Below are 22,224 nucleotides of genomic sequence, written 5' to 3'. Positions count from 1 at the left end.
TCCGGGTCACGGCTGGGCGGCAGCCGCCTCCTCGGCCAGTCGCGACAGGACCCGGATCCCCGGGAGGATGCGGGCATGCGGGATGGCGCTGAAGCCGAGCCGGAAACTGTTGCGCGGGGGCTCCGGGCGGAGGTGGTACCGCTCACCGGGGGTGATGATGACTCCGTGCTCCCGTGCCCCGGCCGCCAGCGCCGTCGCATCGAAACCGGCGGGTCCGGTGATCCAGTAGTTCAGTCCTCCGGGCGGGGTGGGCACCTGCCACGGAAAATGCTCGGCGAGGGCTTCGCCGATGCCGGCCCAGTTGCGTTGCAGTTCCTTCCGACGCCACCGCAATGCCGTCTGATAGCTTCCCGATTCGATGAAATGCCCCAGTGCTCGCTGGTCGACCCCGGAGGGGTGCTTCGTGGCCAGGTAGCGCCGCTCCCTGAGCTCGGCGATGAGGGGTTCGGCGGCCACGACGAAACCGAGGCGCAGTGCGGGGGTGAGGAACTTCGAGAAAGTGCCGAGGTAGATCACCCTGCCGGAGTCGTCCGCGGCACGCAGAGGCGGAGTGGGCGCTCCGACGTAGCGGATCTCGGAGTCGTAGTCGTCCTCGATCACCAGGAAGTCCCGCTCCGCCGCCTGCCCGAGGATCTCCGCTCGGCGGTCGGGGGAGAGCGTCACGTTGGTGGGATGCTGATGGCTCGGCGTCACGTAGAGCAGGTCGAACGGCCGGGAGTAGTCGGGACGCACTCCCCGCTCGTCGACGTCGAAGAACTCCAGGCGGGCCCTCCGCCCGTGAAAGATACGCGCTGCGTCGAGATACCCGGGGTCCTCCATCGCCACCGTCCGCGTGCCATCGAGCAGCGCATCGGCGAGGAGGGCGAGCGCCTGCTGGGTCCCGGAGGTGACGATGACCTGCTCGGGCGAGGCGTGGATGCCCTTGAGAGGAAGCAGGAAGGTCGTGACGGCCTTCACGAGCAGCGGATCGTCGGTGTCCACGGCATCGCGGAGCGTGTACCCGGCGTGCGGGCCGTCGAAGGCGCGCGTCAACGCCCGGATCCAGGCGCGCGTCGGGAAGGTCGCGGGGTTCACCTGGCCCGAGAGGAAGGGGTACGGCGCGCTGAGGTAGTCGGGGTCGGAGACCGACTTGCTCTGCCACGGGTCACCCGCCCTGAGCAGGACCCCCTGCCAGTCGACGGCGGACTCGTCACCATCGGCCGGAGGCCCTCCGGGTCCGGGAGACGATGCCTCACCCGACGGCGGGGGCCCCGCAGCCGCCACGGTAGGCGAGGGGTAGAGCCCCGAACGCGGGCGGCTGATCAGCAGCCCCTCGGCGACGAGGGAGTTCAAGGCGGTGAGCACCGTTCCCCGCGAGACCCCCATGGACTGAGCGAGGAAACGGCTGGACGGGATCGGCCTCCTGGGCGGGTACGCGCCTTCGCGCAGCGCCGTCTCGACAGTCTCCCGCACCTGCTGGTGGAGCGGGCGGGAGGTCCCGGCGGGGGCGTTCTCGGGGTCGGGCATCTGGCATCTCCTCGTCACAGCACGGGTCACAGCACAGGTCACAGCACGGGTCACAGCACGGTACGCGTCAGGAGGAGGGCCCCCGCCAGAAGCGCGATCCACAGGCCGGCCTTCCGGACGGCGGTTCCCGGCAGCCGGCCCCGCAGCGGGGCGGCCGCGATCATGCCGATCGCGATGCCCGGAACGAGCCACAGCGCCCCGAGCGCGCTCGGGGCCTCGAGCCGGCCCGCCAGGACCAGGACGACCAGGGAGACCGTGCACGCCACGAGGAAGAACAGGGAGAGGTTGGCGCGGTACCGTTGCGGCTCGCTCCGGTTGTAGACGACCAGCAGAGGCGGCCCCGGAGCGGCGGCCAGGGTGCTGAGCGCGCCGCCCATCGTGCCGGCCAGCGCGAGGACCCATTGTCGCTGAGGGACGCGCAGGCCCGCCAGGGCCGCGGATGCGGCCGCGGTGACCGTCGCCCCGACCGCGAGGGAGAGCCAGAAGACATCCAGCCGCGGCAGCAGCGGCAGGGCCGCCAGGGCACCGACCACCCCGAGCAGCGACGGCAGGACCAGATCCAGGCTCCGCAGCCCCAGCCGGTCCTGCCAGAGCGCGATGGCGAAGACCGGCGGTGAGACGAGCAGGAGAATACCCGGCATCAGCTCTGGTTGCAGCGTCATGAGAAGCGGTCCCGCGATGACCCCGAACCCCGACCCGGCGACGGCCTGGATCCAGGAGGCTGCGGCGGCCACCGCGATGACGGCGACGATCAGCTCGACGGTCACCGCCTGTGGATCACCTGCGCGGAGGACTGATCGCGAGCGAGCATGAGGACCTGGTCGATGTTCACATGCGGCGGGCGAGTGGCCACCCAGACGACGGCGTCGGCGACGTCCTCCGCCGCCAGCGGGGTGACGCCGTCGTAGACGGCAGCGGCCTTGGCCTGATCGCCGCGGAAGCGCACCAGGCTGAAATCGGTGTGCACCATGCCGGGGTCGATCTCACTGATCCTCACGGGTTGGCCGAGCATCTCGATCCTCAGGACCCGCGAGAGGACGGCCACGGCGTGCTTGGCGGCGTTGTACCCCGCCCCGCCCCGGTAGGGCTCGCGTGCAGCGACCGATCCGATGTTCACGACCTGCCCGTCACCGGATGCGATCAGGCGGGGCAGCAGTGCCTTGGTCATCCGCAGCGTGCCGAGCACGTTGACCTCGTACATCCACTGCCAGTCCTCGACCGCGGCGTCCTGCACCGGTTCCGCCCCGAGGGCGCCCCCGGCGTTGTTGACCAGGAGGTCGACGGGGCCTACCGCCTCGGCGAACGCATCGACGGATGCCTGGTCGGTGACGTCCAGCGCGAGCGCCGTTCCCCCGCACGCCGCGGCGACCTCCTCCAGCAGGTCGATGCGGCGCGCGCCGAGGACCACCCGGTAGCCCGCCCCGGCGAGCGCGAGCGCCGAAGCGGCACCGATCCCGCTGCTGGCGCCGGTCACCACGGCGACTGGCGGACCACCGGCACGGCCGCGGGTCTCCGGGGTCATGCCGGCACCCCTTCGAGAACGGGCTCGTCGCGGGTACCGCCGGCAGAGGTCTCGACGTAGGAGTCGGCGACCTCCAGTGCGCGGTCGAGAATGGCCAGGGCCTCTCGCACCTCCTCCTCGGTGGTGTTCAGGGGCGGTGCCAGGTGGATGCGATGGTAGTTGTTGAAGACCAGCAGCCCGTCGTCCCTGCACGCTGCGAGCACGGCGCCGATCGCGGCGTTGCTGCTGCCGTATGGCGACAGCTCCTCGCGCGTCACCGGGTTCTTCACCAGGTCCAGGGCGAAAAAGGCGCCGAGTCCCCGCACCTCGCCCACGCTGGGATGTCTCGCGGCGATCCGGGCCAGCCCCGGTGCGAGGATCTCCTCCCCCAGCCTGGCCGCGTGCTCGACCGCGCGCTCGTCCACCATGGCCTTGATCGTGGCCACGGCGGCGGCGCAGGCCAGCGGGTGCCCGGAGTAGGTCAGGCCGCCGGGGTAGGGCCTGTCCCCGAAGAACTCGGCGATCGGCCGAGAGATCCCCACCCCGCCGAGGGGGACGTAACCCGAGTTCACTCCCTTGGCGAAAGTCACCAGGTCGGGGACGACGCCGTAGTTGTCCAGGGCGAACCACGCTCCGGTACGGCCGAAACCCACCATGACCTCGTCGAGGATCATGACGATGCCGTAGCGATCACAGATCTCGCGGACGCCCTGCAGGTAGCCGGGCGGGGGCGGCATGACGCCCGCGGTCCCCGGGATCGTCTCCACGATGATCGCCGCGAAGGCATCGGGGTCCTCGAAACGGATCGTGCTCTCGAGATGCTCGAGGGCACGATCGCGTTCCTCGTCCTCCGTGGTGGCGTGGAACTGGGTGCGGTAGAGGAACGGTCCGTGGACGTGCACGACGCCGGAGGCGCCGTAGTCGTTCGGCCAGCGGCGGTGATCACCGGTGACGTTGATCGCCTGCTGCGTCGCCCCGTGGTAGCCGCGGAAGAAGGACAGCACCTTGTAGCGTCCGGTGTACAGCCGTGCCATCCGGATCGCGTTCTCCACGGCCTCGGCTCCGCCGTTGGTGAAGAAGACCTTGTCGAAGCCGTCGGGCAGCCGCTCGGCCACCAGTCGGGCGGCCTCGGAACGCGCCCCGTTGGCGTGGGCGGGCGCGATCGTGCACAACGCCGCCGCCTGATCGCGGATCGCTTCGACCACCCTGGGATGCTGATGGCCGAGGTTGGTGAAGACCAGCTGGGAGGAGAAGTCCAGGTACCCCTTGCCGTCGGCGTCCCAGACCCGGGACCCCTCCGTCCGCGTGATCACGAGCGGATCGAGGGCGTTCTGCGCCGACCACGAATGGAAGACGTGAGCCCGGTCCTCCTCATAGATGCGGCGCCCCTCGGCGCTTTCGGGAATGGGCATGAGACCTCCTCGGCTACGGTGCGGATACGATGCCGAATCAGTATGCGTGGCCGGAAATCCCGGTGTAAGGACCAGATCCCGTCGACTTCCCAGAGCCAGTGGAAACACGAAAAGGGCATTCCCTGCCCAGATCGAAACCGGTGCGAAACGGCGGATTGGCTAACGTCGATGCAGCCGTATCCGTTTCCTCCCGGGTCTTCTCCCACATGATCGAATCGAGGTCCACCGGTGGAACAGCTCCACGACATTCTCGAAACCATCAGCGGGGCAGTATGGGGGCCCTGGCTCCTGCTGCCGCTCCTGCTCGGCACCGGCATATTCCTGACCATCAGACTGGGCGCGATCCAGTTCCGCCTGTTCGGCAAGGCGATGTCACTGGCCTTCGGACGACGCCGGAAAACCGGCGGGGAGAAGGGTGAGATCTCGTCCTACCAGGCGATGTCCACGGCCCTCGGGGCGACGGTCGGCACGGGCAACGTCGTCGGAGTGGCGCTGTCGCTCAGCCTGGGCGGGCCCGGTGCGCTGTTCTGGATGTGGTTCACCGCCCTGGTGGGGATGGCCTCCAAGTACGCGGAGTGCTTCCTCGGCGTACGGTTCCGCACCCGTGACAAGAACGGCGAGATGACCGGCGGGCCGCAGGTGTACCTGGTACGGGGGATCCCCAACCGGTTCGGCTGGTTCCTGTCCATGATGTTCGCCTTCTGCGCGGTCATCGCCACCTTCGGCGTGGGCAACATGACGCAGTCCAACGCGATATCCGTCAACCTGGCGAACTCGTTCTCCGTTCCGCCGGTCCTGACCGCCGTGGTCATCGGGCTCCTGACCCTGCTGGCCCTCATGGGCGGCATCAAGACCATCTCGCGCGTCACGCTGTTCTGCGTGCCCATGATGATCGGCTTGTACCTGCTGGGCGGGCTCTACATCATCGCCCTCAACTACCAGGGCATTCCCGAGGCCATCGCGCTCATCTTCGGCAACGCGTTCACACCGCACGGCATGGGCGGCGGCGCCGCCGGATCGCTGCTGATGGTCATCCAGATCGGCGTCGCCCGGTCCTTGTTCTCGAACGAGTCCGGGATGGGGACCGCCTCGATCCCGTCGTCGATCGCCCGGACGAGCCACCCGGTGCGGCAGGGGCTCGTGTCCATGACGCAGACCTTCGTCGACACCCTCGTCGTCATCTCCGTCACGGGATTCGTCCTGCTGACCACGGGGGCCTGGCAGGGCGACAACCCGGGGATCAACACGTCGACCGCCTTCGGTACGGGCCTGCCAGGCGAGTGGGGCGGCATGGTGGTCACTGTATGCCTGGTGCTGCTCGGGTACTCGACCGTCCTCGGCTGGGCCTACTACGGGGAGCGCTGCGTCGAGCGCCTCGGCGGTGCCCGTCTGGGGATCACCGCCTACCGAGTGGTCTTCTCCATCGCGTGCGGTGTGGGAGCGATCGCGCCGCTGTCGATCGTCTGGATCTTCTCGGACATCATGAACGGCCTCATGGCCATCCCGAACCTGATCGGGCTGATCCTGCTGTCCGGCCTGGTGGTGCGCGAGACGAAGCTCTATCTCAAGCACGACCCGGATTTCGAGGCCGACTCGGACCGGATCGGGAGGTTCATGGGCGATCACCTCGGGGCCCTGGACGCCCAGATCGACCACCAGGTGGATCTGTCCGTGTCGCCGTCGGCCCTCGAACACCCGACCACGACGGAGCTGCGCGTCATCGGCAAGATGAAAGAGATGCAGGAGGCCAGCCGGCGTTGAGGCTTCCGGACCTAACCGAACGACGGCGGGGTGCGGCGGGCACCCGTGGCCTCGAAGGCCGCCGCGAGGCGCAGGAGACGGGAATCGTCGAAGGCCCGGCCGGCGAACGTCAGGCCGACCGGCATTCCGGTATCGCTCATGGTGCCCATCGGGACGGTCACGGTGGGGATGCCCAGGTGACGCGGGACGAGGTTGCCGTTGGCCACCCAGGTCCCGTTGCGCCAGGCGAGGTCGGCTGAGGCCGGGTTGACGTCGGCATCGGCGGGCGCCACATCGGCGACGGCCGGGAAGACCACCGCGTCCAGCTCCAGGGAGTCCATCCACTGCTCGAGGTCCAGCCGGCGGGTCTCCTCGAGTCCCCGCAGTCCTTCCCCGAGCCCGGGGATCTCGGTCACCGCGGAGACGGGGTGCTCGCGCACGTGGGCGGGGTACCCGGCGATGTCGTCGTCGAAGCCGTCGTAGCGGTCCGGCAGGGCGCCCTCCGGATGCGGGAAGATCCGCGCGCCGTCGACGTCGGTCAGTGCACGCAGCTGCGGGTCCCCGTTGGCCTTGAGGAAGTCGTCCCAGGCCCAGGCCGAGAGGTCCACGATCTCCCGGCGCAGGTACTCCGAGCTGACCAGGCCCCGCGTGGCGATGGTGGGGGCACCCGGGCGGTCCCCTTCGTAATTGGAGACCACGGGGAACGGGACCTCCACGACCTCCGCCCCGGCGGCCAGCAGATCGTCACGGGCGGCGGCCCATCTCTCCATGACGGTTCCGCGCGTGACGATCCTCCGGCCGGTGGGTCCGCCGATCCCGGGGCTCTCCGAGGTTCCCGCCTCCGGATCGGCGTTGACGTACATCGCCGGCACGCCGAATCGCTGACCGGCCAGCACCTCGCGGGCTTCGGCGTCGCCGGTCACCGCCAGGCCGGGGTAGGAGCGCGGGCGGACCGCCGAGGCCGGGGGAACCGGGACCCACGGCTGCACCCGCCAGAAGTCACCGCGGGTGCTGTGATCGTCGGCCACGATCACGTCCAGGACCTCCAGCAGGTCGGCCATGGTACGGGTGTGCGGCACCACCACGTCCATGGTGGGCACCAGCGGCCAGTTACCGCGCATCGAGATCACCCCGCGTGACGGGGTGTAGGCGCACAGGGCGTTGTTCGATGCCGGGGCCCTGCCCGATGACCAGGTCTCCTCCCCCAGCCCGAAAGCGGCGAAGCCGGCCGCGGTGGCCGTCCCGGAGCCGTTCGAGGACCCCGAGCCGAAGGCGGAGGTCAGGTAGGCACGGTTGTACGGGCTCTCGGCGCGGCCGTACACGCCGCGCTGCATCCCGCCGTTGGCCATGGGCGGCATGTTGGTCAGCCCGATCAGCACCGCGCCGCCGGCCCGCAGCCGTTCGATCGCGAACGCATCCCACTGCGCCACCAGGTGCTCGAAGGCCGGGGATCCGGCCGCGACCATGAGACCGCGCACCTGATAGCTGTCCTTGGCCGTGTAGGGAATGCCGTCAAGCAGCCCCAGGAGCTGCCCCCTGGAGCGGCGCGCGTCCGATTCCCGCGCCTCCGCCAGTGCCGCGGGATTGCGGACGACGACGGAGTTCAGCGCTACGTCGAGGCGATCGATCCGTTCCAGGTAGGCCAGCACGAGGTCCTCGCTGGTGACCCGGCCGGATTCCAGCGCGGCGCGCAGCTGCGCGATCGATGCCTCCGCGACGTCGAAGGCGTTCACCGGGCTTGCTGCTCGCGCAACGGAGCCTGTGCCGAGGCGAAGGCTGGCTGCTGCTGGGTGATGCAGTGGATGCCGCCCCCGTTGGCGAAGATCTCGCGGGCGTCCACCAGCTCCACGGACCGGCCCGGATAGGCGGCCTTCAGGATCCCGGCGGCCACGGCGTCGTGGGGATCGTCGAAGGCGCACAGCACCACCGCATCGTTGGCGACGTAGTGGTTGATGTACGAGTAGTCCACGAACCCCTCCTCCGTGCGGGTCACGGTCGGCGCGGGTACCCGGACGATCTCCAGCTCCCTCCCGCGGGCGTCCGTGGCGCCTTCGAGGACCTCGAGGATGACCCGCGAGACCTGGTGGTCGGGATGCCCCGGATCCGTCTGGTCGTGCACCAGAACCTTCCCGGGCCCCGCGAAGGAGGCGACGATGTCCACGTGGCCGCGGGTGCCGAACTCCTCGTAATCCCGGGTCAGCCCGCGGGGCAGCCAGATGGCCTTGGTGGTCCCGAGCCGGGCGTGGATCTCCGCCTCGACGCCCTCGCGGGTGGCGCCGGGGTTGCGCCCCGGGTCCAGCTGGACGGTGTCGGTCAGCAGCACCGTGCCCTCGCCGTCGACGTGGAACCCGCCGCCCTCGTTGACCAGCCAGCTGTCCAGCACGGGGACCTCGGCCCGGCCGGCCACGAGACGGGCGATCCTGGCATCGTTCTCCCAGGAGGCCCACGACTGCCCGCCCCATCCGTTGAAGGTCCAGTCCACGGCCGCGGGGCGTCCGGCGGCGTCGCGCACGAACGTGGGCCCGATGTCGCGCATCCACGCGTCGTCGAGGTCGTGGACGACGACGCCGATGCCCTCAGGCAGCATCTCCCGCGCCAGCGCCGCGTCCGGTGGGGAGGCCACCATGACGACGGGCTCGTACCGCGCGATGGCCCCGGCCACCACGGCCCATGCCTGCCGCGCCCGGGTCAGGGACGCGGAGCCCTCGGGGCCGAAGGTGTCGTTGGCCGGGGGGAACGCCATCCACGTCCGCTCGTGCCGCTCCCACTCGGCGGGCATCAAGGATCCGGAGGGCGCGGATTCGGTAGGTCCGGAGGGGGCCGTCGTCGCGGGTTCCGGGGCGTGCTCGGGCATCAGTCGATCACCGGCAGTTCTGTGGTCTCGAAGCGGCTGCGGAAGAAGTCGGGGTTTCGGCGGTACTGGATGAACATGGCCACGAAGCCCAGGGCCAGGATGCCCACCCCGAGGATGAACACCAGGCCGATGCCGCCCACCTGGGAACCGGAGCCGTATTCGGGGTCCATCGAGTCGATCGAGGTCTGGACGAAGAAGACCAGCAGCAGGATCCCGCCCAGCAGAGGGGCCAGGAACTGGGACAGGAAGCTCTTGACCTTGCGGAAGGACTGGCGCCGGAAGTACCAGACGCAGGCCAGGGCCGTGATCCCGTAGTAGAAGCACACCATCATGCCCAGGGCGGTGATGGTGTCCCACAGGACGTTCTCGGAGATCACCCGCATGAAGGCGTAGAACACCGCGGAGATCACCGCAGAGGCGATCGTGGCGTAGCCCGGGGACTGGAACCGCGGGCTGATCCGGGCGTACTTCTCCGGCAGGGCGCCGTAGAAGCCCATGGCGAGCATGGTCCGGGCCGGGGAGATCATGGTCGACTGCAGGGACGAGGCGGAGGAGGAGAGCACCGCCACGGACATCAGGATCGCGAACGGTCCCATGACCGGCCCGGCGAGGGCCGCGAAGATGTTCTCCTGGATATCGGGATTGCCCATGCCCAGCCCCTGGTCGGAGACGCCCGAGAAGGACAGCATGGACAGGGAGACCACCAGGTAGAGCGTGACGATCACGAGCATGGTGGTGATCGCCGACTTGCCGGGGGTCGTGGTCGCTTCGGTGGACTCCTCGTTGAGGGTCAGCACCACGTCCCAGCCCCAGTAGATGAACACGGACAGGGAGATGCCCGCGGCGAAGACGGAGAAGGACCCGACCCCGAACGGGTTGAACCACTCCGGGCTGATGCTCAGGCCCCCGAAGGAGGTGCCGCCCGCGACGTGGGCGAAGGCCGCCACGGAGAACCAGAGCAGCACGACCACCTGGAAGGCCACCAGGATGTACTGGAGCACCTTGGTGGCCTCGAGCCCGCGGTAGGAGACCCACGCCGCCCCGGCCATGAACACCAGGCACGTGGCGATGTTGACCGGCACGTTGCGGGTCAGCTCGGCGATCGCGTCGTTGCCGGTGATCTGGGCCAGCGCCAGGTAGAAGAAGTCCACCGCGATCCCGGCCAGGTTGGACAGCACCAGGATCGTGGCCGCCAGCAGGCCCCAGCTGCCCATCCAGCCCACCCACGGGCCGAAGGCCTTGGAGACCCAGGTGAAGGTGGTGCCGGAGTCCGGCATGGCCCGGTTGAGCTGGCGGTAGCCCACCGCCACGAGCAGCATCGGGATGAACCCGACCAGCAGGATGGCGGGCAGGTGGGTGCCCACGGCAGCCGCGGTGGGGCCCAGCGCTCCCGAGAGCGTGTAGGCCGGGGCGATCGTGGAGACACCGATCACCACGGCGCCGAGCAGGCCCACCGAGGCCTTGCTCAGTCCCTTGGAGGTGTCCTGCGGGGCCTCCGTGCCCGCGGTGGGCTGGAGGCCCTGGGCGTTGCTCCCGCCCTCATGTCCGTTCGGCGACATCGTGCACGCTCCTTATCCGCCGAGGAGCCCGGCGCTGCCGGTCTCGGTCGCTCCGGGCCGCGGGACCACGACCATGGGTACGGGCAGGTGCCGCAGCAGCCGGGCCGCCGTGGTGCCCAGGAACAGCTGACGGCCCTGGGCCAGACGCGAGGAGCCGATGAGCAGGACGCCGCCGGGCTGCCAGTCCACGGTGGCCACCGCCTTCTTCAGCGAGGCGCCGGAGGCGACATTGACCTCGGTATCCGTCTCGGTCACGTCGCGGACGGTCTTCCCCACGTGCTCGCGCACGGATTCGACCACGGCCGCATCGCGGGCGCCGTCGTCGTCGGTGAGGAAGGAGATCACCTCCAGCGGCAGGCCCGTGCGATCGGCCACCTCGTGGGCCTCCCGGATCACCTGCTGCGCCCCCGGCCGTGTGCCCACGGCGGCGTAGATGCGATCCGGCGGCACCTGCGGCCTGTAGTTCCGCGGAGCCAGCGCGACCGGTACGGACGAGCTGTGCAGCAGCGCATCGGCCACCGATCCCACGGACAGCCGGCCCTTGCCGGATCCGGCGCTGATCGCGATCATGGCCGCGCCCAGCTGGTCGATGGCCTCGAGCAGGCCGGTCACCACGGAGTGCGAGCGCCACAGGTGGGTGCGCGCGGTCACGGCCCCGTCGGCCGCATCTCCGGCGGCCCCTTCGACGACGGCCAGCGCCTCCTCCAGCCAGACCCGCGCCTGGGCCTCGAGCACCGGTGAGATATCGCCGACCGGCGGGTAGACCCGCTGATAGGGGTTGTCCTCGCGCAGCACCAGGACGATCTCCAGCTCCGCCTCGAAGGCCCGGGCCATGGCCGTGGCCATCTTCAGGGCGTTCTGCGCGGACGTGGTGCCGTCGTAGCCGACGACGTACCGGGTGGTCTCCATGTCAGCCTCCCAGCACTTCACGGGCGGCGAGCCTGCCCTGGCGCAGGGCGCCGTCGACGTGCTGGTAGCCCTCCGCGGCGAGATCCGAGCACGCCCAGAAGATGGGGCCCACCGGATTGCGCTGGTCGGCGCCGTACCGGTGCAGTCCGCCCAGGTCGTAGCTGGCCGCGTAGGCGCCGCGGGTCCACTCCTCGGAGCCGAAGTCGGATTCGTAGTAGACCACCGGGTCCAGGGCCTCCTCGCCCAGGTAGTGCGAGAGGCTCTCCAGGATCAGCCTCTTCCGCTCCGCGGCGGGGAGCTTGAAGACCTCGTCGGCCTTCTCGTCGGAGACGAAGCCCACCAGGGTCCCCCGCGAGTCCCCGTGGTTGGTGTTGTCGTAGACCTCCTGGGAGAGCTCCGCGGCGCCGAATCCCGTGCCGGAGAGACCCTTCTCCCGCCAGAAGGGGGTCTCGTAGACCGCGTGCACCTTGATCACGATGCCCAGCGACTGGTGCTGGTGCATCTGGTGCTGCAGCCGGGGCAGCGGGGGCTCGAACGAGATCCGCGAGTACAGGTTCGGCGGGACGGCCACGATGACCTGCTGCGCCCTGACGGTGACCGGATCGGACCAGACGGTCACCCCGGTGCCCGGGGTGTGCTCGGCGTAGGTGTCCTCGGGGCCGCCCCATCGGATCGTGCGCACGGGTGCGTTCAGGAAGACGACGTCGTCGCCCAGTTGCTCGGCCATCGCCTCCGAGACGGACTGCATGCCGCCCACGACGCGGCGGTCCAGGATGAAGTCCTCGTCCACCAGGTTGGAGAAGGATCCCGCGGAGGCAGCCATGAGCACGGCCTGCAACGTGGAGAAGGCGTGAGACGGCTTGGTCAGCATCCCGCCCGCCACGTAGATGCCGATGTTGTTGCACGCGGCCTCGTCGTCGGAGAGCTGACGCAGCCAGTGGTGGAACGAGACGGTGTCCAGTTCGCGGGCCCGGGGGTGGGCCCAGGGCTCGGCCGCGCCGATATCCGCCGCGAGCTCGTCCAGGACGCCGATCAGCCGCTCCATCTCCGCGATGGTCTGCTCGCCCGCGGGAAAGGTCGCCCCGGTGTAGGTGTGCCGGGTGCCGTCGGGGGCGATATAGACGGAGTCCCCTTCGCGGTAGCGCTGGAAGGTCTCCAGGCCGAGCTCCTCCACCAGCCCGAGCAGCTCGGTCTGGTCCGGCGAGATCCACTGGCCCCCGATCTCCAGGAAGGCGCCGTCGATCACGCGCGACCAGGTTCGCCCGCCCACGCGGTCGCGGGCTTCCAGGACCGCCACGGTCTTACCCGCGGCCACGAGTTCGCGGGCGGCCCTGAGCCCGGCGGGCCCGGCACCCACGACGACGACATCGCGTTCGACGGCTTCCGTGCTTCCGAGAGTTCGCTGATCCGGCATGTGGTCCCCTTCACGTAAAATGAATGTGATTCATTAATGCGCACCTGAGTCGTCCCGTCAACCCCCGCGGGGTAGTTTTAACGGATCAGCAACATGCGGGCACGTTGACCAGGAGCGACCAGGAAGGACGGTCATGACCGACCATCCGAGGGCCGAGCGCCGTCGGGGACGACCGAGGCACACGGTCCTGACCCCCCAGCGGATCACGGACGCCGCGATGAAGATCATCCAGGCCAGAGGGGCGAAGGCGCTGACCATGGCCGCCCTGGCCCGCGAGCTCGGCGTCTCGGTCTCGGCGCTCTACAACCACGCGCCCTCCAAGCACGCCGTGCTGCTGCGGGTGCAGGACCGGCTCAATTCGGAGATCGACTGCTCGGGCTTCGGCCACCTGCCGTGGGACGCGGCGCTGGCACGCTGGGCACGGTCCTACCTGGAGGTCTACGCGCGCCACGTCGAGCTGATCCCCACGATGGCCGTACTGCCCGTGGCGAATGCGCCGCACACGCTGCGCATGTACGAAGCCGTGGCCTCCGGTCTGGTGGCCGCCGGGTTCGCGAGGGACGAGGTGGTCAACATGATCGTGGTCCTGGAGTCCCTGCTGTTCGGCTCCGCCTACGACGCGACCGCCCCGGGCGGTCTCTTCGAGCCCGGGGAGCTCGAGGAGCTGGCGCCCACGTTCACCTCGGCCGTGGATGCCCGCACCGGTGACCCTGCCGAGGGCGCGCGGCAGGCCTTCGAACTCGGCCTGGAGACCCTGCTCGATGGCTTCCGGGCGCGGCTGGGGGCGTAGCTCAGACCGCTCAGACCGCCTTCAGGAAGCAGGTGATGCGCGCCGTGCAGACCCGCTCGCCGGCGTCGTCCACCACGACGATCTCGTGGCTGGCCACCGTGCGGCCCGCGCGGATCGGCGTTGCCGTGGCGGTCACGTAACCGCTCGTGGCCGACTTGTGGTGCGTGGCGTTCACGTCCACGCCCACCGCGACCTTGCCGAAGCCCGCCGCGTGCAGCACGGAGCCGATCGAGGCGACCGACTCGCACAAGGCGATCGTGGCCCCGCCGTGCAGCAGCCCCATGGGCTGGCGGTTGCCCTCGACGGGCATCCGCGCCACGACGCGCTCGGCCGAGGCCTCGAGGTAGACCACCCCCATGCGCTCGTCGAGCTGCCCCGGGCGGTCGTTGAGGAGTTCCACGGGGTTGCCGGAACCGGCCAGGGCCTCCGCATCGGCGGGACGGCCGTCCGACGGCATGGCTCCGGCGAGCCTTGGTGCACGGTAGTCGGCCGGCGCGGGATCCTCGTGCAGCCACCGGTCCGAGTCGGCTGCGGTGGGATCCTCGTGCCTGGGGTGATTGGTCGGATCGGATGCGCTCATGGTCTCCCGTGCTCCCTTGCAACTCGCGTCGGCAGCCCTCGTCGGCTGATTCCGTGCTCCACATCATCCGTCAAAGGCGGCGCCGCCCGCCAGGCCGGCCGGGGAGATGTCCCGCGCCGGACGTGGTTACGCGGTGGGCGATGCTCCGGGCCGGCGCCCGGCACCCGCGTCTAGTCTGACGCTATGACCTCTGACGTGACTTCCGACGCCAAGACCGACGACAGCGCCCTGACCGTGCTCACCCCCTCGACCTTCGACCCGTCGATCCGGCCGCAGGAGGACTTGTTCCGCCACGTCAACGGACCGTGGCTGGAGTCGGTGGAGATCCCCGACGACAAGCCCCTGACCGGTGCGTTCATGGTGCTGCGCGACCGGGCCGAGGAAGCCGTCCGGGAGATCATCACCGGGGTCGAGGCCGGCGCTGCGGGGTCTGTCGAGTCCACCAAGGTGGCGGATCTCTACGCCTCCTTCATGGACGAGGAGCGCATCGAGTCCCTCGGAGCGGAACCGCTCCGGGAGGATCTCGCCCTCGTGGACGAGACCGCCGACGTCGCCGGCCTGCAGCACCTCTTCGGCGTCCTGCTCGCCCGGGGTGTCGGGTCGGTCCTGGGCGCCGACACCGACTCCGACCCCGGCGACCCCTCCCGGAACCTGGTCTTCGTGGGCCAGGCCGGCCTGGGGCTGCCCGATGAGGAGTACTACCGGGAGGATTCCCATGCCGGGATCCGCGACCAGTACCGCGGGCACATCGAGCGCATGTTCGCCCACGCCGGGTTCTCCGACGCCGCGGAGCAGGCCCAGCGGGTCTTCGACCTGGAGACCGACATCGCCTCCCGCCACTGGGACAAGGTGGAGGTCCGGGACCTGACCAAGATGTACAACCCGTACACCTGGGCCGAGCTCACCGGATCCTCGGAGTCGTTCGACTGGTCCGCCGTCGTGATCGACGGCCTGGGGCTCCCCGAGTCGGCCGTCGAGACCGTGATCAACGCCCAGCCGTCCTTCTTCACCCGGCTCGGCGAGCTGCTGACGGAGCAGCGCCTCGAGGACTGGAAGTCCTGGGCCCGCTGGCGCGTGATCACGGGGCGGGCCGCCTACCTGTCGAGCGTTTTCGTGGACGAGGACTTCGCGTTCTACGGCACCGTGCTCTCCGGTACCCCCGAGCTCAAGGAGCGATGGAAGCGCGGCGTGGGCCTGGTCAACGGGGTGCTCGGCGAGGCCGTGGGCAAGCTGTACGTGGAACGGCACTTCTCGCCGACCGCCAAGGCGCGCATGGACGAGCTGGTCGCGAACCTGCTGGCCGCCTACCGGTCGTCCATCGAGAAGCTGGACTGGATGACGGACGAGACGCGCGCCGAGGCACTGAAGAAGCTGGCGGCGTTCACCCCGAAGATCGGCTACCCGGAACGCTGGAAGGACTACTCGACCCTGGAGATCCGGGCCGACGACCTGGTCGGCAATATCGTGCGGACCTCGCAGTACGAACTCCGGGAGATGATCCGCAAGGCCGGCAAGCCCGTGGAGAAGCACGAATGGCTCATGACCCCGCAGACGGTCAACGCCTACTACCACCCGCTGCGTAACGAGATCGTGTTCCCCGCCGCCATCCTGCAGCCGCCGTTCTTCGACGAGGACGGCGAGGACGCGGTCAACTACGGCGCGATCGGCTCGGTGATCGGTCACGAGATCGGGCACGGCTTCGACGACAAGGGCTCGACCGCCGACGGCGAGGGCCGTCTGCGCAACTGGTGGTCCGACGCCGACCGGTCGGCCTTCGAGGAACGCACCGGCAAGCTGGTCGATCAATACGACGGCCTGGTGCCCGAGCAGCTCTCCTCCCAGGCGGATGCCCCCACGGTCAACGGGAAGATGACCCTGGGCGAGAACATCGGCGACCTGGGCGGCCTGTCGATCACCTACAAGGCCTGGGAGTTCTCCCGGGGCGTGGGCGACTCCGAGGACGGCGGCCCTGCTTCGGCCGATCCGGGCGCCTTCTCCGAGATGGACGACGCCGGGCTCTCCCCGGCGCAGAAGCTCTTCCTGTCCTGGGCCTTCGTCTGGCAGCAGAAGGCCCGCGACGAGACCGTGGCCCAGCGCCTGGCCGTGGACGTGCACTCGCCCAACGAGTTCCGGGCGAACCAGACGGCCCGGAACATCGACGCCTTCCACGAGGCCTTCGGCGTCACCGAGTCCGACGCGATGTGGCTGGCCCCGCAGGAGCGCGTCCGGATCTGGTGACCCGCTGATCCGTCGAAACCGGAGTCCGGTCGCCGATCAACCCTGATCGGCGACCGGACTCCGGTTTCGGTTTACGGGACGGCCTTCTCGGCCCGTCGTCGCGCTTCACGGACCACGTGAACGGCACGCGGCGGGCCGCCTCGCACGGATCGCAGATCCGCGGAGACGATCCGGGCCTCCACCCAGCCCGCGGCCTCGGTGGCCCGCTGACGTTCGATATCCCGCACGCACTGCCGATCCGAATCGTGGTGGGGGCCCTCGACCTGGACCGCGATGCGCCGCTGGAGGTCCGCCAGGTCCGGGTGGACCGTCCGGTGCCCGGGGGCCAGCAGCTCGACGTCCATCGACCAGCCGCTCAGTCCGTGACCCTCGAGGAGCAGCCGGGTTCGCGTCTCGAGCGCGGAGTCGACCCCGACCCGGGCTCTCAGCAGGGCAGCACGGACCCGGGCCACGCCCCGGCGTTTCGCCATGCGCTGCAGGTCCTGCCGCACCCGGGCGAGGTCTCTCATCGGCGGCACCCCAGCCGAGTACCCGTGAAGGTGCTCGTTGACGACCCCGTCCAGGACGGCGACCAGTTCATCGTCCGTGAGCAGCCAGGAAGCCCCCGGCCCGCGCATGGCGGCGATGTCGACCACCGTCCGGGTGGGTCCGGTCAGCCGGAGTCCGGAACGACTCCAGCGGTCCTCGGCTCCGAGCGTGCCGCTGTGCTCGGCGATGCCGGTCATCTCCGGTGGATCCCCCGGGCCCCAGCGGGTCAGGTGAACCGGCTCGGCTCGCCTCACCCGGAGGGGCAGCCGAAGACCGAGCAGGAGGCCGGCGGTGACGTGGCTGGCCGCCGTGCGGGGCAGCACCTGCTGCAGGGCGAGCAGGATGTCGGATACCCGGTCGGCGGGTTCCTCGGGACGGCGCCTGGCGGCCAGCGACCATACGTTCCGGGCCACGGAGTCGTACGCCACCCCTTTGAGCTGGCCCACGGTCACTCCGGCGGCCCGGGCCTCGTCCGTGGTGAAGCACCTGGCCGGCAGCACCGGCGGGAGGTGGGGTGGAGTCGGCATGCTCTCAGTAGGCCCGATCGCGTGATCGGCCGCTGTCCTGGCGCCCCGGACGGGGGACAAATCCCCGATGGGCCGGTCACGAGCCGCAGTGTGGAGCCCCGCCTCCGGCGTCGGCGTCGTCGGCGGGCGCCTTCCCCGCTCGAAACCGGAGGCTGGTCGCTGCTCAGCCCCGATCAGCGACCGGACTCCGGTTTCGACGGCGGAGGGGCCGCGTACAGCCGCATCCGGACCCTGGCCCGGGGTACCGGCGATGCGTAGACTCCGCTGCACCGGGGCGCAGGAGCCCGTGCGCTCCCTCGACGATGCGGAGCATCTCATGGCCACGCAATTCCTGACCACCTATCTGACCTTCCGTGGCGAAGCCGCGGACGCTCTCCATTTCTACGCCCAGGTCTTCGGCGGTCAGCCCGAGATCATGCGTCACGGCGACATGGGTGCCGAGGGCGCCGACGCCGATCTGGTCATGCACGGCCAGCTCGACGCGCCCAGCGGGATCCGGCTCATGGCCGCGGACCTGCCCTCCTTCATGGAGGGGGCCACGGGCGGGGCCGGCGGGGTCTCGCTGTGCCTGCACGGTGACGACGCCGAGGCCCTGCGCGGGTACTTCAACGCGCTCTCCGACGGCGGAGAGGTCCGGTTCCCGCTGGAGAAACAGGCGTGGGGCGACGAGTACGGCGAACTCGTGGACAGGTTCGGCATCCAGTGGGGCGCGAACATCGGCGCGTCCTGAGCCCGCTGCCACCCGCTCGAAACCGGACTCCGGTCGCCGCTCACCCCTGATCGGCGACCGGAGTCCGGTTTCGGCCGGACCGAGCCACCCGTCCGAACTAGCATCGGGGACATGACGGAGAACGACTCGCAGCCCTCCACCCAGCGCACCGGCCTGTCTGCGCGGGTGCTGGGCGGGGGCATCGAACCGGATCCGCGATTCACCCTGGCCAACGAGCGGACTTTCCTGGCCTGGATCCGGACCGCATTGGCGTTCCTCGCCGGTGGGGTGGCGCTGGAGGCCTTCGCGGGAGACGTCTTCCCCGCCCCCGTTCGCACGGGGCTGGCGATAGCCCTGCTGCTGGTGGGCATGGTCATCGCGGCGGGGGCCACCGTCCGGTGGATCCGGATCGAGCGGGCCATGCGCCACTCGCTGCCCCTTCCGCTGCCGTGGCTGGCCCCGATCCTCGCAGCCGGTGCCGCCGTGGCCACGGGCGTGATGGTGGGGGTGCTGCTCTTCCGATGAACCCTCGCCGCCACGGCCGCGCGGCCGACCCCGGGCTCCAGCCGGAACGGACCACCCTCGCGTGGAACCGCACGCTGGTGTCCTTCGTGGTGGTGGCCGCCTTCTTCCTGAGATGGGGGCCCGAGCACGGCGCGGTGGTGGTCGTGCTGTTCGGCGCCGCCCTTGCCGTGGCCCTGGGGATCTGGCTCACCCAGCGTCCCCGTTACGCCCAGCGCACCGAGACCATCGCCCGGAACCTGCACCGGGCCAGCGTGGGAGCCCCTTTGCTGCTGGGCGCGGCGGTGGTGCTTCTGGGCACCGCGGCCCTGGTGGTCGTGATCGCTCTCTGAGCAGCCGCAGCCGGCCCGCCCGCAGTTCCTTGCGCGGGGTCAGGCGGCCTCGTCGTCGCGGTTGCGGGACAGGTCGGCCTGGGCGGGCTGTACGCGCTGGGACTTGGTGACGAGCTTGTGGCCCCACCAGAAGGCCAGGAACAACGGCAGCCCGAGGTAGGAGGAGAGCAGCGACAGCGGGGTGATGGTGCCGTTGATGAACGCCTCGTAGCTCTGGCCCACGATCACCAGCAGGCACATGGCCAGCGCGACGACCGGGCCGGCCGGGAAGAACTTGGCCCGGAACGGCAGCTCGCTGACCGAGCGGCCCTGCGCCTTGAAGGCCTTCCGGAAGTTGTAATGCGTCCAGGCGATCCCGGCCCACACGATGAATCCGGCCAGCGCGGAGGCGTTGATCAGCCAGGTGTAGACGGCGCCGTCGCCGAACCAGGTGGTGCCGAAGGCCAGCAGGCCGAACGCGGAGGTGATCAGCAGCGCGTACATGGGCACGCCGCGCTTGTTGAGCTTGCGCAGGAACCGGGGCGCCTTGCCCTCCATGGCCAGGGACCAGAGCATGCGCGTGGAGGCGTAGAGGCCGGAGTTGCCCGCGGACAGGATCGCGGTGAGGATCACGGCGTTCATGACGGACGCGGCGAAAGCGACCCCGGCGTTCTGCAGCACCAGGGTGAACGGGGACATCGCCACGTCCTGGATGTCCGAGGCCAGCAGATGGGGGTTGTTATAGGGCAGCAGGAAGCCGATCACCGTGATGGCACCCACGTAGAACAGCAGGATGCGGAAGAACACGGTGCGGATGGCTTTGGGGACGGTGGTCTCCGGATCCTTGGCCTCACCGGCCGCGACCCCCACCAGCTCGGTGCCCTGGAACGAGAACCCGGCCACCATGAAGATCGCCAGCACCGTGATCGGGCCGCCCACGAACGGCGCCTCCCCCGCCGTCCAGTTCGTGAACCCCGGGTTCTCCCCGCCCAGGATTCCGAGGATCATCAGCACGCCGAGGGCCAGGAACACGACGACGGCGGCGACCTTGATCGCCGCCAGCCAGAACTCCCCCTCGCCGTAGGCCCGTGTGGACAGGGCGTTGAGACCGAAGACGATCAGGAGGAACAGCGCCGACCAGAGCCACGACGGCGAATCCGGGAACCAGTAGCGCATCACCAATGCCGCAGCCACGAGCTCGGCGGCCAGGGTGATCGCCCAGTTGAACCAGTAGTTCCACCCGATCGCGAAGCCGAAGGACGACGAGACGTAGCGGCCCGCGTGGTCGCCGAAGGAGCCCGAGGTGGGCCGCCAGGCGGACATCTCGCCCAGGGACTGCATCAGCAGGTAGACCATCAGGCCGATGGCGACGTACGCCGCCAGGGCGCCGCCGGGGCCGGCCGTTGCGATCGAGTTCCCGGAGGCCACGAACAGCCCGGTTCCGATGGCGCCGCCCATGGCGATCATGGTCATATGCCGGGTGTGCAGGCTGCGGCGCAGGCCCTCGCCCTCGGCCTTGGTGCTCACCTCATGGGACGGGCTTGTCGACACGGCGGGTGCCTCTCGTTCGGTGGGGCCGGGTACTGCGCTGCATCGTCAGGCTGCGTGTCCCAGCGGCATGGTCAATGAGTGAACTTCACCATGGATAAGGACCACATCCAAGCCGGATGCGGTCCTTATCCATGGTGAAGCCTTCGCGGTGAGGCATCCGCGGTGAAGCCGCGCGGCGCTCAGTCGATGAGGTCGCGCACCTCGATGGTGTGCTCCCGGCCCGGGCCCACGCCGATCGCGGAGATCCGGGTGCCGGACATGGCCTCCAGCTCGCGCACGTAGGTCTGGGCGTTGGCCGGAAGGTCCTCGATGGAACGGGCCCCGGAGATGTCCTCCGTCCAGCCCGGGAAGTTCTCCAGGATGGGCTTGGCGTGGTGGAACTCCGTCTGCGTCATGGGCATCTCGTCGTGCCGCACGCCGTCCACGTCGTAGGCCACGCACACGGGGATGGACTCGATGCCCGTGAGCACGTCGAGCTTGGTCAGGAAGTAGTCCGTGAAGCCGTTGATCCGGGAGGCCTGGCGGGCCATGACGGCGTCGTACCATCCCGTGCGGCGCGGCCGCCCGGTGTTCACGCCGAACTCGCCGCCGACGGTGCGCAGCCGCTCGCCCCACTGGTCGAAGAGCTCCGTGGGGAACGGCCCCGCCCCCACGCGCGTGGTGTACGCCTTGATGATGCCGATCGAGCGGGTCATCCGGGTCGGGCCGATGCCCGCGCCCACGCAGGCGCCCCCGGTGGAGGGGTTGGAGGAGGTCACGAAGGGGTAGGTCCCGTGGTCGACGTCCAGGAAGGTGGCCTGCCCGCCCTCGAGCAGGACGGCCTTGCCGGCGTCCAGGCCGTCGTTGAGCAGCCGGGTCGAGTCCACGATCATGGGTGCGAGCCGATCCGCATAGCCCAGGAAGTACTCGACGATCTCCTCCGTGTCGAAGGCCCGGCGGTTGTAGAGCTTGACCAGCAGCTCGTTCTTCTGCCGCAGCGCCCCGTCGATCTTCTGGGTCAGGATCGACTCGTCCAGCACGTCCTGCACGCGGATGCCCAGCCGGCCCACCTTGTCCATGTAAGCCGGTCCGATGCCGCGGCCCGTGGTGCCGATCGCCCGTTTGCCCAGGAACCGCTCCGTCACCTGGTCCATGGTCTGGTGGTACGGGGCCACCAGGTGCGCGTTGGCGGAGATCCGCAGCTTGGAGGTGTCGGCCCCCCGGGCCTCCAGGCCGTCGATCTCCTCGAACAGCGCCTGGGGGTTGACCACCACGCCGTTGCCGATCACGGGCGTCGCCTGCTCGGAGAGGATGCCGGCCGGGAGGAGCTTCAGCTCGAACTTGTCGCCGCCCACGACCACGGTGTGACCTGCGTTGTTACCGCCGTTGGGCTTGACCACGAAATCGACGCGGCCGCCCAGGATGTCCGTGGCTTTGCCCTTGCCTTCGTCGCCCCACTGGGCACCGACGATCGAGATCGCTGGCATATCTGATGCGCTCCTGACATTCGGCGCGGAAGGCACCGGTCTGCGGTCGTGTACCCGCCGAGTCTAGCGCGCGACCCGTCCGGGGCACGGCTTCCGGGGAGCACGGA

19 protein-coding genes are annotated in these 22,224 nt (G+C 69.8%); 6 read left to right on the top strand and 13 right to left on the bottom strand.

What is annotated here, in order from left to right; genetic code table 11:
- Positions 1–6: 6 nt before the first annotated feature.
- Genes pdxR through FCK90_RS07530 form a run of 4 tightly spaced genes read right to left on the bottom strand, consistent with a single transcriptional unit; the run spans position 7 to position 4,419 of the window.
- Complete coding sequence (pdxR, locus tag FCK90_RS07545) at positions 7–1,506, bottom strand: MocR-like pyridoxine biosynthesis transcription factor PdxR (RefSeq protein WP_158033691.1); 1,500 nt, start codon at positions 1,504–1,506, stop codon at positions 7–9.
- Between the two features lie 50 nt (positions 1,507–1,556).
- Complete coding sequence (locus FCK90_RS07540; protein ID WP_181954234.1) at positions 1,557–2,273, bottom strand: TSUP family transporter; 717 nt, start codon at positions 2,271–2,273, stop codon at positions 1,557–1,559.
- Entirely contained in the window at positions 2,270–3,028 is a 759-nt protein-coding gene (locus FCK90_RS07535) for an SDR family NAD(P)-dependent oxidoreductase (RefSeq protein WP_158033689.1), read from the bottom strand. Before FCK90_RS07535 ends, FCK90_RS07540 begins: the two co-directional genes overlap by 4 nt.
- On the bottom strand, positions 3,025–4,419 hold the full coding sequence (locus tag FCK90_RS07530) for an aspartate aminotransferase family protein (protein ID WP_158033688.1): 1,395 nt from the start codon (positions 4,417–4,419) through the stop codon (positions 3,025–3,027). Before FCK90_RS07530 ends, FCK90_RS07535 begins: the two co-directional genes overlap by 4 nt.
- Before the next feature lie 228 nt (positions 4,420–4,647).
- Here FCK90_RS07530 and FCK90_RS07525 point away from each other — a divergent pair, with 228 nt between their 5' ends.
- The gene (locus FCK90_RS07525) at positions 4,648–6,180 is read left to right on the top strand and encodes an alanine/glycine:cation symporter family protein (protein ID WP_158033687.1); all 1,533 of its coding nucleotides are present in this window, start codon (positions 4,648–4,650) and stop codon (positions 6,178–6,180) included.
- 11 nt (positions 6,181–6,191) lie between these two features.
- Here FCK90_RS07525 and FCK90_RS07520 read toward each other — a convergent pair whose 3' ends face one another.
- From FCK90_RS07520 to FCK90_RS07500, 5 genes are read right to left on the bottom strand one after another with little or no spacing between them, the layout of a single operon-like run.
- Positions 6,192–7,892 carry an amidase gene (locus FCK90_RS07520; RefSeq protein ID WP_158033686.1) on the bottom strand — a complete coding sequence of 567 codons (1,701 nt, stop codon included), beginning with the start codon at positions 7,890–7,892 and terminating at the stop codon, positions 6,192–6,194.
- On the bottom strand, positions 7,889–9,013 hold the full coding sequence (locus FCK90_RS07515) for an agmatine deiminase family protein (protein ID WP_246180073.1): 1,125 nt from the start codon (positions 9,011–9,013) through the stop codon (positions 7,889–7,891). The genes FCK90_RS07520 and FCK90_RS07515 overlap by 4 nt, the downstream gene beginning before the upstream one ends.
- Positions 9,013–10,572: an APC family permease gene (locus tag FCK90_RS07510; protein ID WP_158033685.1), complete on the bottom strand. Its 1,560-nt coding sequence runs from the start codon at positions 10,570–10,572 to the stop codon at positions 9,013–9,015. Before FCK90_RS07510 ends, FCK90_RS07515 begins: the two co-directional genes overlap by 1 nt.
- A gap of 12 nt (positions 10,573–10,584) precedes the next feature.
- The gene (locus FCK90_RS07505; RefSeq protein ID WP_158033684.1) at positions 10,585–11,481 is read right to left on the bottom strand and encodes a universal stress protein; all 897 of its coding nucleotides are present in this window, start codon (positions 11,479–11,481) and stop codon (positions 10,585–10,587) included.
- Between the two features lies 1 nt (position 11,482).
- Positions 11,483–12,895, bottom strand: coding sequence for a flavin monoamine oxidase family protein (locus FCK90_RS07500; RefSeq protein WP_158033683.1), 1,413 nt, complete (start codon positions 12,893–12,895; stop codon positions 11,483–11,485).
- A 133-nt stretch (positions 12,896–13,028) separates the two neighbouring features.
- On the opposite strand from FCK90_RS07500, the gene FCK90_RS07495 reads away from it, so the two are divergent.
- Entirely contained in the window at positions 13,029–13,685 is a 657-nt protein-coding gene (locus FCK90_RS07495) for a TetR/AcrR family transcriptional regulator (protein ID WP_158033682.1), read from the top strand.
- A 10-nt stretch (positions 13,686–13,695) separates the two neighbouring features.
- Here FCK90_RS07495 and FCK90_RS16010 read toward each other — a convergent pair whose 3' ends face one another.
- Positions 13,696–14,265 (bottom strand): PaaI family thioesterase, encoded by a 570-nt coding sequence (locus FCK90_RS16010; protein ID WP_425481693.1) that lies wholly within the window; start codon positions 14,263–14,265, stop codon positions 13,696–13,698.
- Between the two features lie 183 nt (positions 14,266–14,448).
- Between FCK90_RS16010 and FCK90_RS07485 the strand changes: the two genes are divergently transcribed.
- The gene (locus tag FCK90_RS07485) at positions 14,449–16,503 is read left to right on the top strand and encodes a M13 family metallopeptidase (protein ID WP_158033681.1); all 2,055 of its coding nucleotides are present in this window, start codon (positions 14,449–14,451) and stop codon (positions 16,501–16,503) included.
- Between the two features lie 71 nt (positions 16,504–16,574).
- Here the strand turns inward: FCK90_RS07485 and FCK90_RS07480 are convergent, their stop codons facing one another.
- Complete coding sequence (locus FCK90_RS07480) at positions 16,575–17,558, bottom strand: hypothetical protein (RefSeq protein WP_158033680.1); 984 nt, start codon at positions 17,556–17,558, stop codon at positions 16,575–16,577.
- Positions 17,559–17,844: 286 nt separating this feature from the next.
- On the opposite strand from FCK90_RS07480, the gene FCK90_RS07475 reads away from it, so the two are divergent.
- The 3 genes from FCK90_RS07475 to FCK90_RS07465 all read left to right on the top strand — a co-directional run bounded on the left by FCK90_RS07475 (position 17,845) and on the right by FCK90_RS07465 (position 19,121).
- The gene (locus FCK90_RS07475; RefSeq protein ID WP_246180072.1) at positions 17,845–18,288 is read left to right on the top strand and encodes a VOC family protein; all 444 of its coding nucleotides are present in this window, start codon (positions 17,845–17,847) and stop codon (positions 18,286–18,288) included.
- A gap of 111 nt (positions 18,289–18,399) precedes the next feature.
- Complete coding sequence (locus FCK90_RS07470) at positions 18,400–18,792, top strand: YidH family protein (RefSeq protein ID WP_158033679.1); 393 nt, start codon at positions 18,400–18,402, stop codon at positions 18,790–18,792.
- Entirely contained in the window at positions 18,789–19,121 is a 333-nt protein-coding gene (locus FCK90_RS07465) for a DUF202 domain-containing protein (protein WP_158033678.1), read from the top strand. The genes FCK90_RS07470 and FCK90_RS07465 overlap by 4 nt, the downstream gene beginning before the upstream one ends.
- Before the next feature lie 39 nt (positions 19,122–19,160).
- On the opposite strand, the gene FCK90_RS07460 is transcribed toward FCK90_RS07465, so the two are convergent.
- Positions 19,161–20,573 carry an amino acid permease gene (locus FCK90_RS07460; protein ID WP_158033766.1) on the bottom strand — a complete coding sequence of 471 codons (1,413 nt, stop codon included), beginning with the start codon at positions 20,571–20,573 and terminating at the stop codon, positions 19,161–19,163.
- Between the two features lie 257 nt (positions 20,574–20,830).
- Complete coding sequence (locus tag FCK90_RS07455; RefSeq protein WP_158033677.1) at positions 20,831–22,117, bottom strand: adenylosuccinate synthase; 1,287 nt, start codon at positions 22,115–22,117, stop codon at positions 20,831–20,833.
- Between the last annotated feature and the right edge of the window lie 107 nt (positions 22,118–22,224).

It is taken from the genome of Kocuria coralli (assembly GCF_008831305.1).
Classification (GTDB): Bacteria; Actinomycetota; Actinomycetes; order Actinomycetales; family Micrococcaceae; genus Kocuria; species Kocuria coralli.
This window is presented reverse-complemented; position numbering and strand designations above follow the sequence as displayed.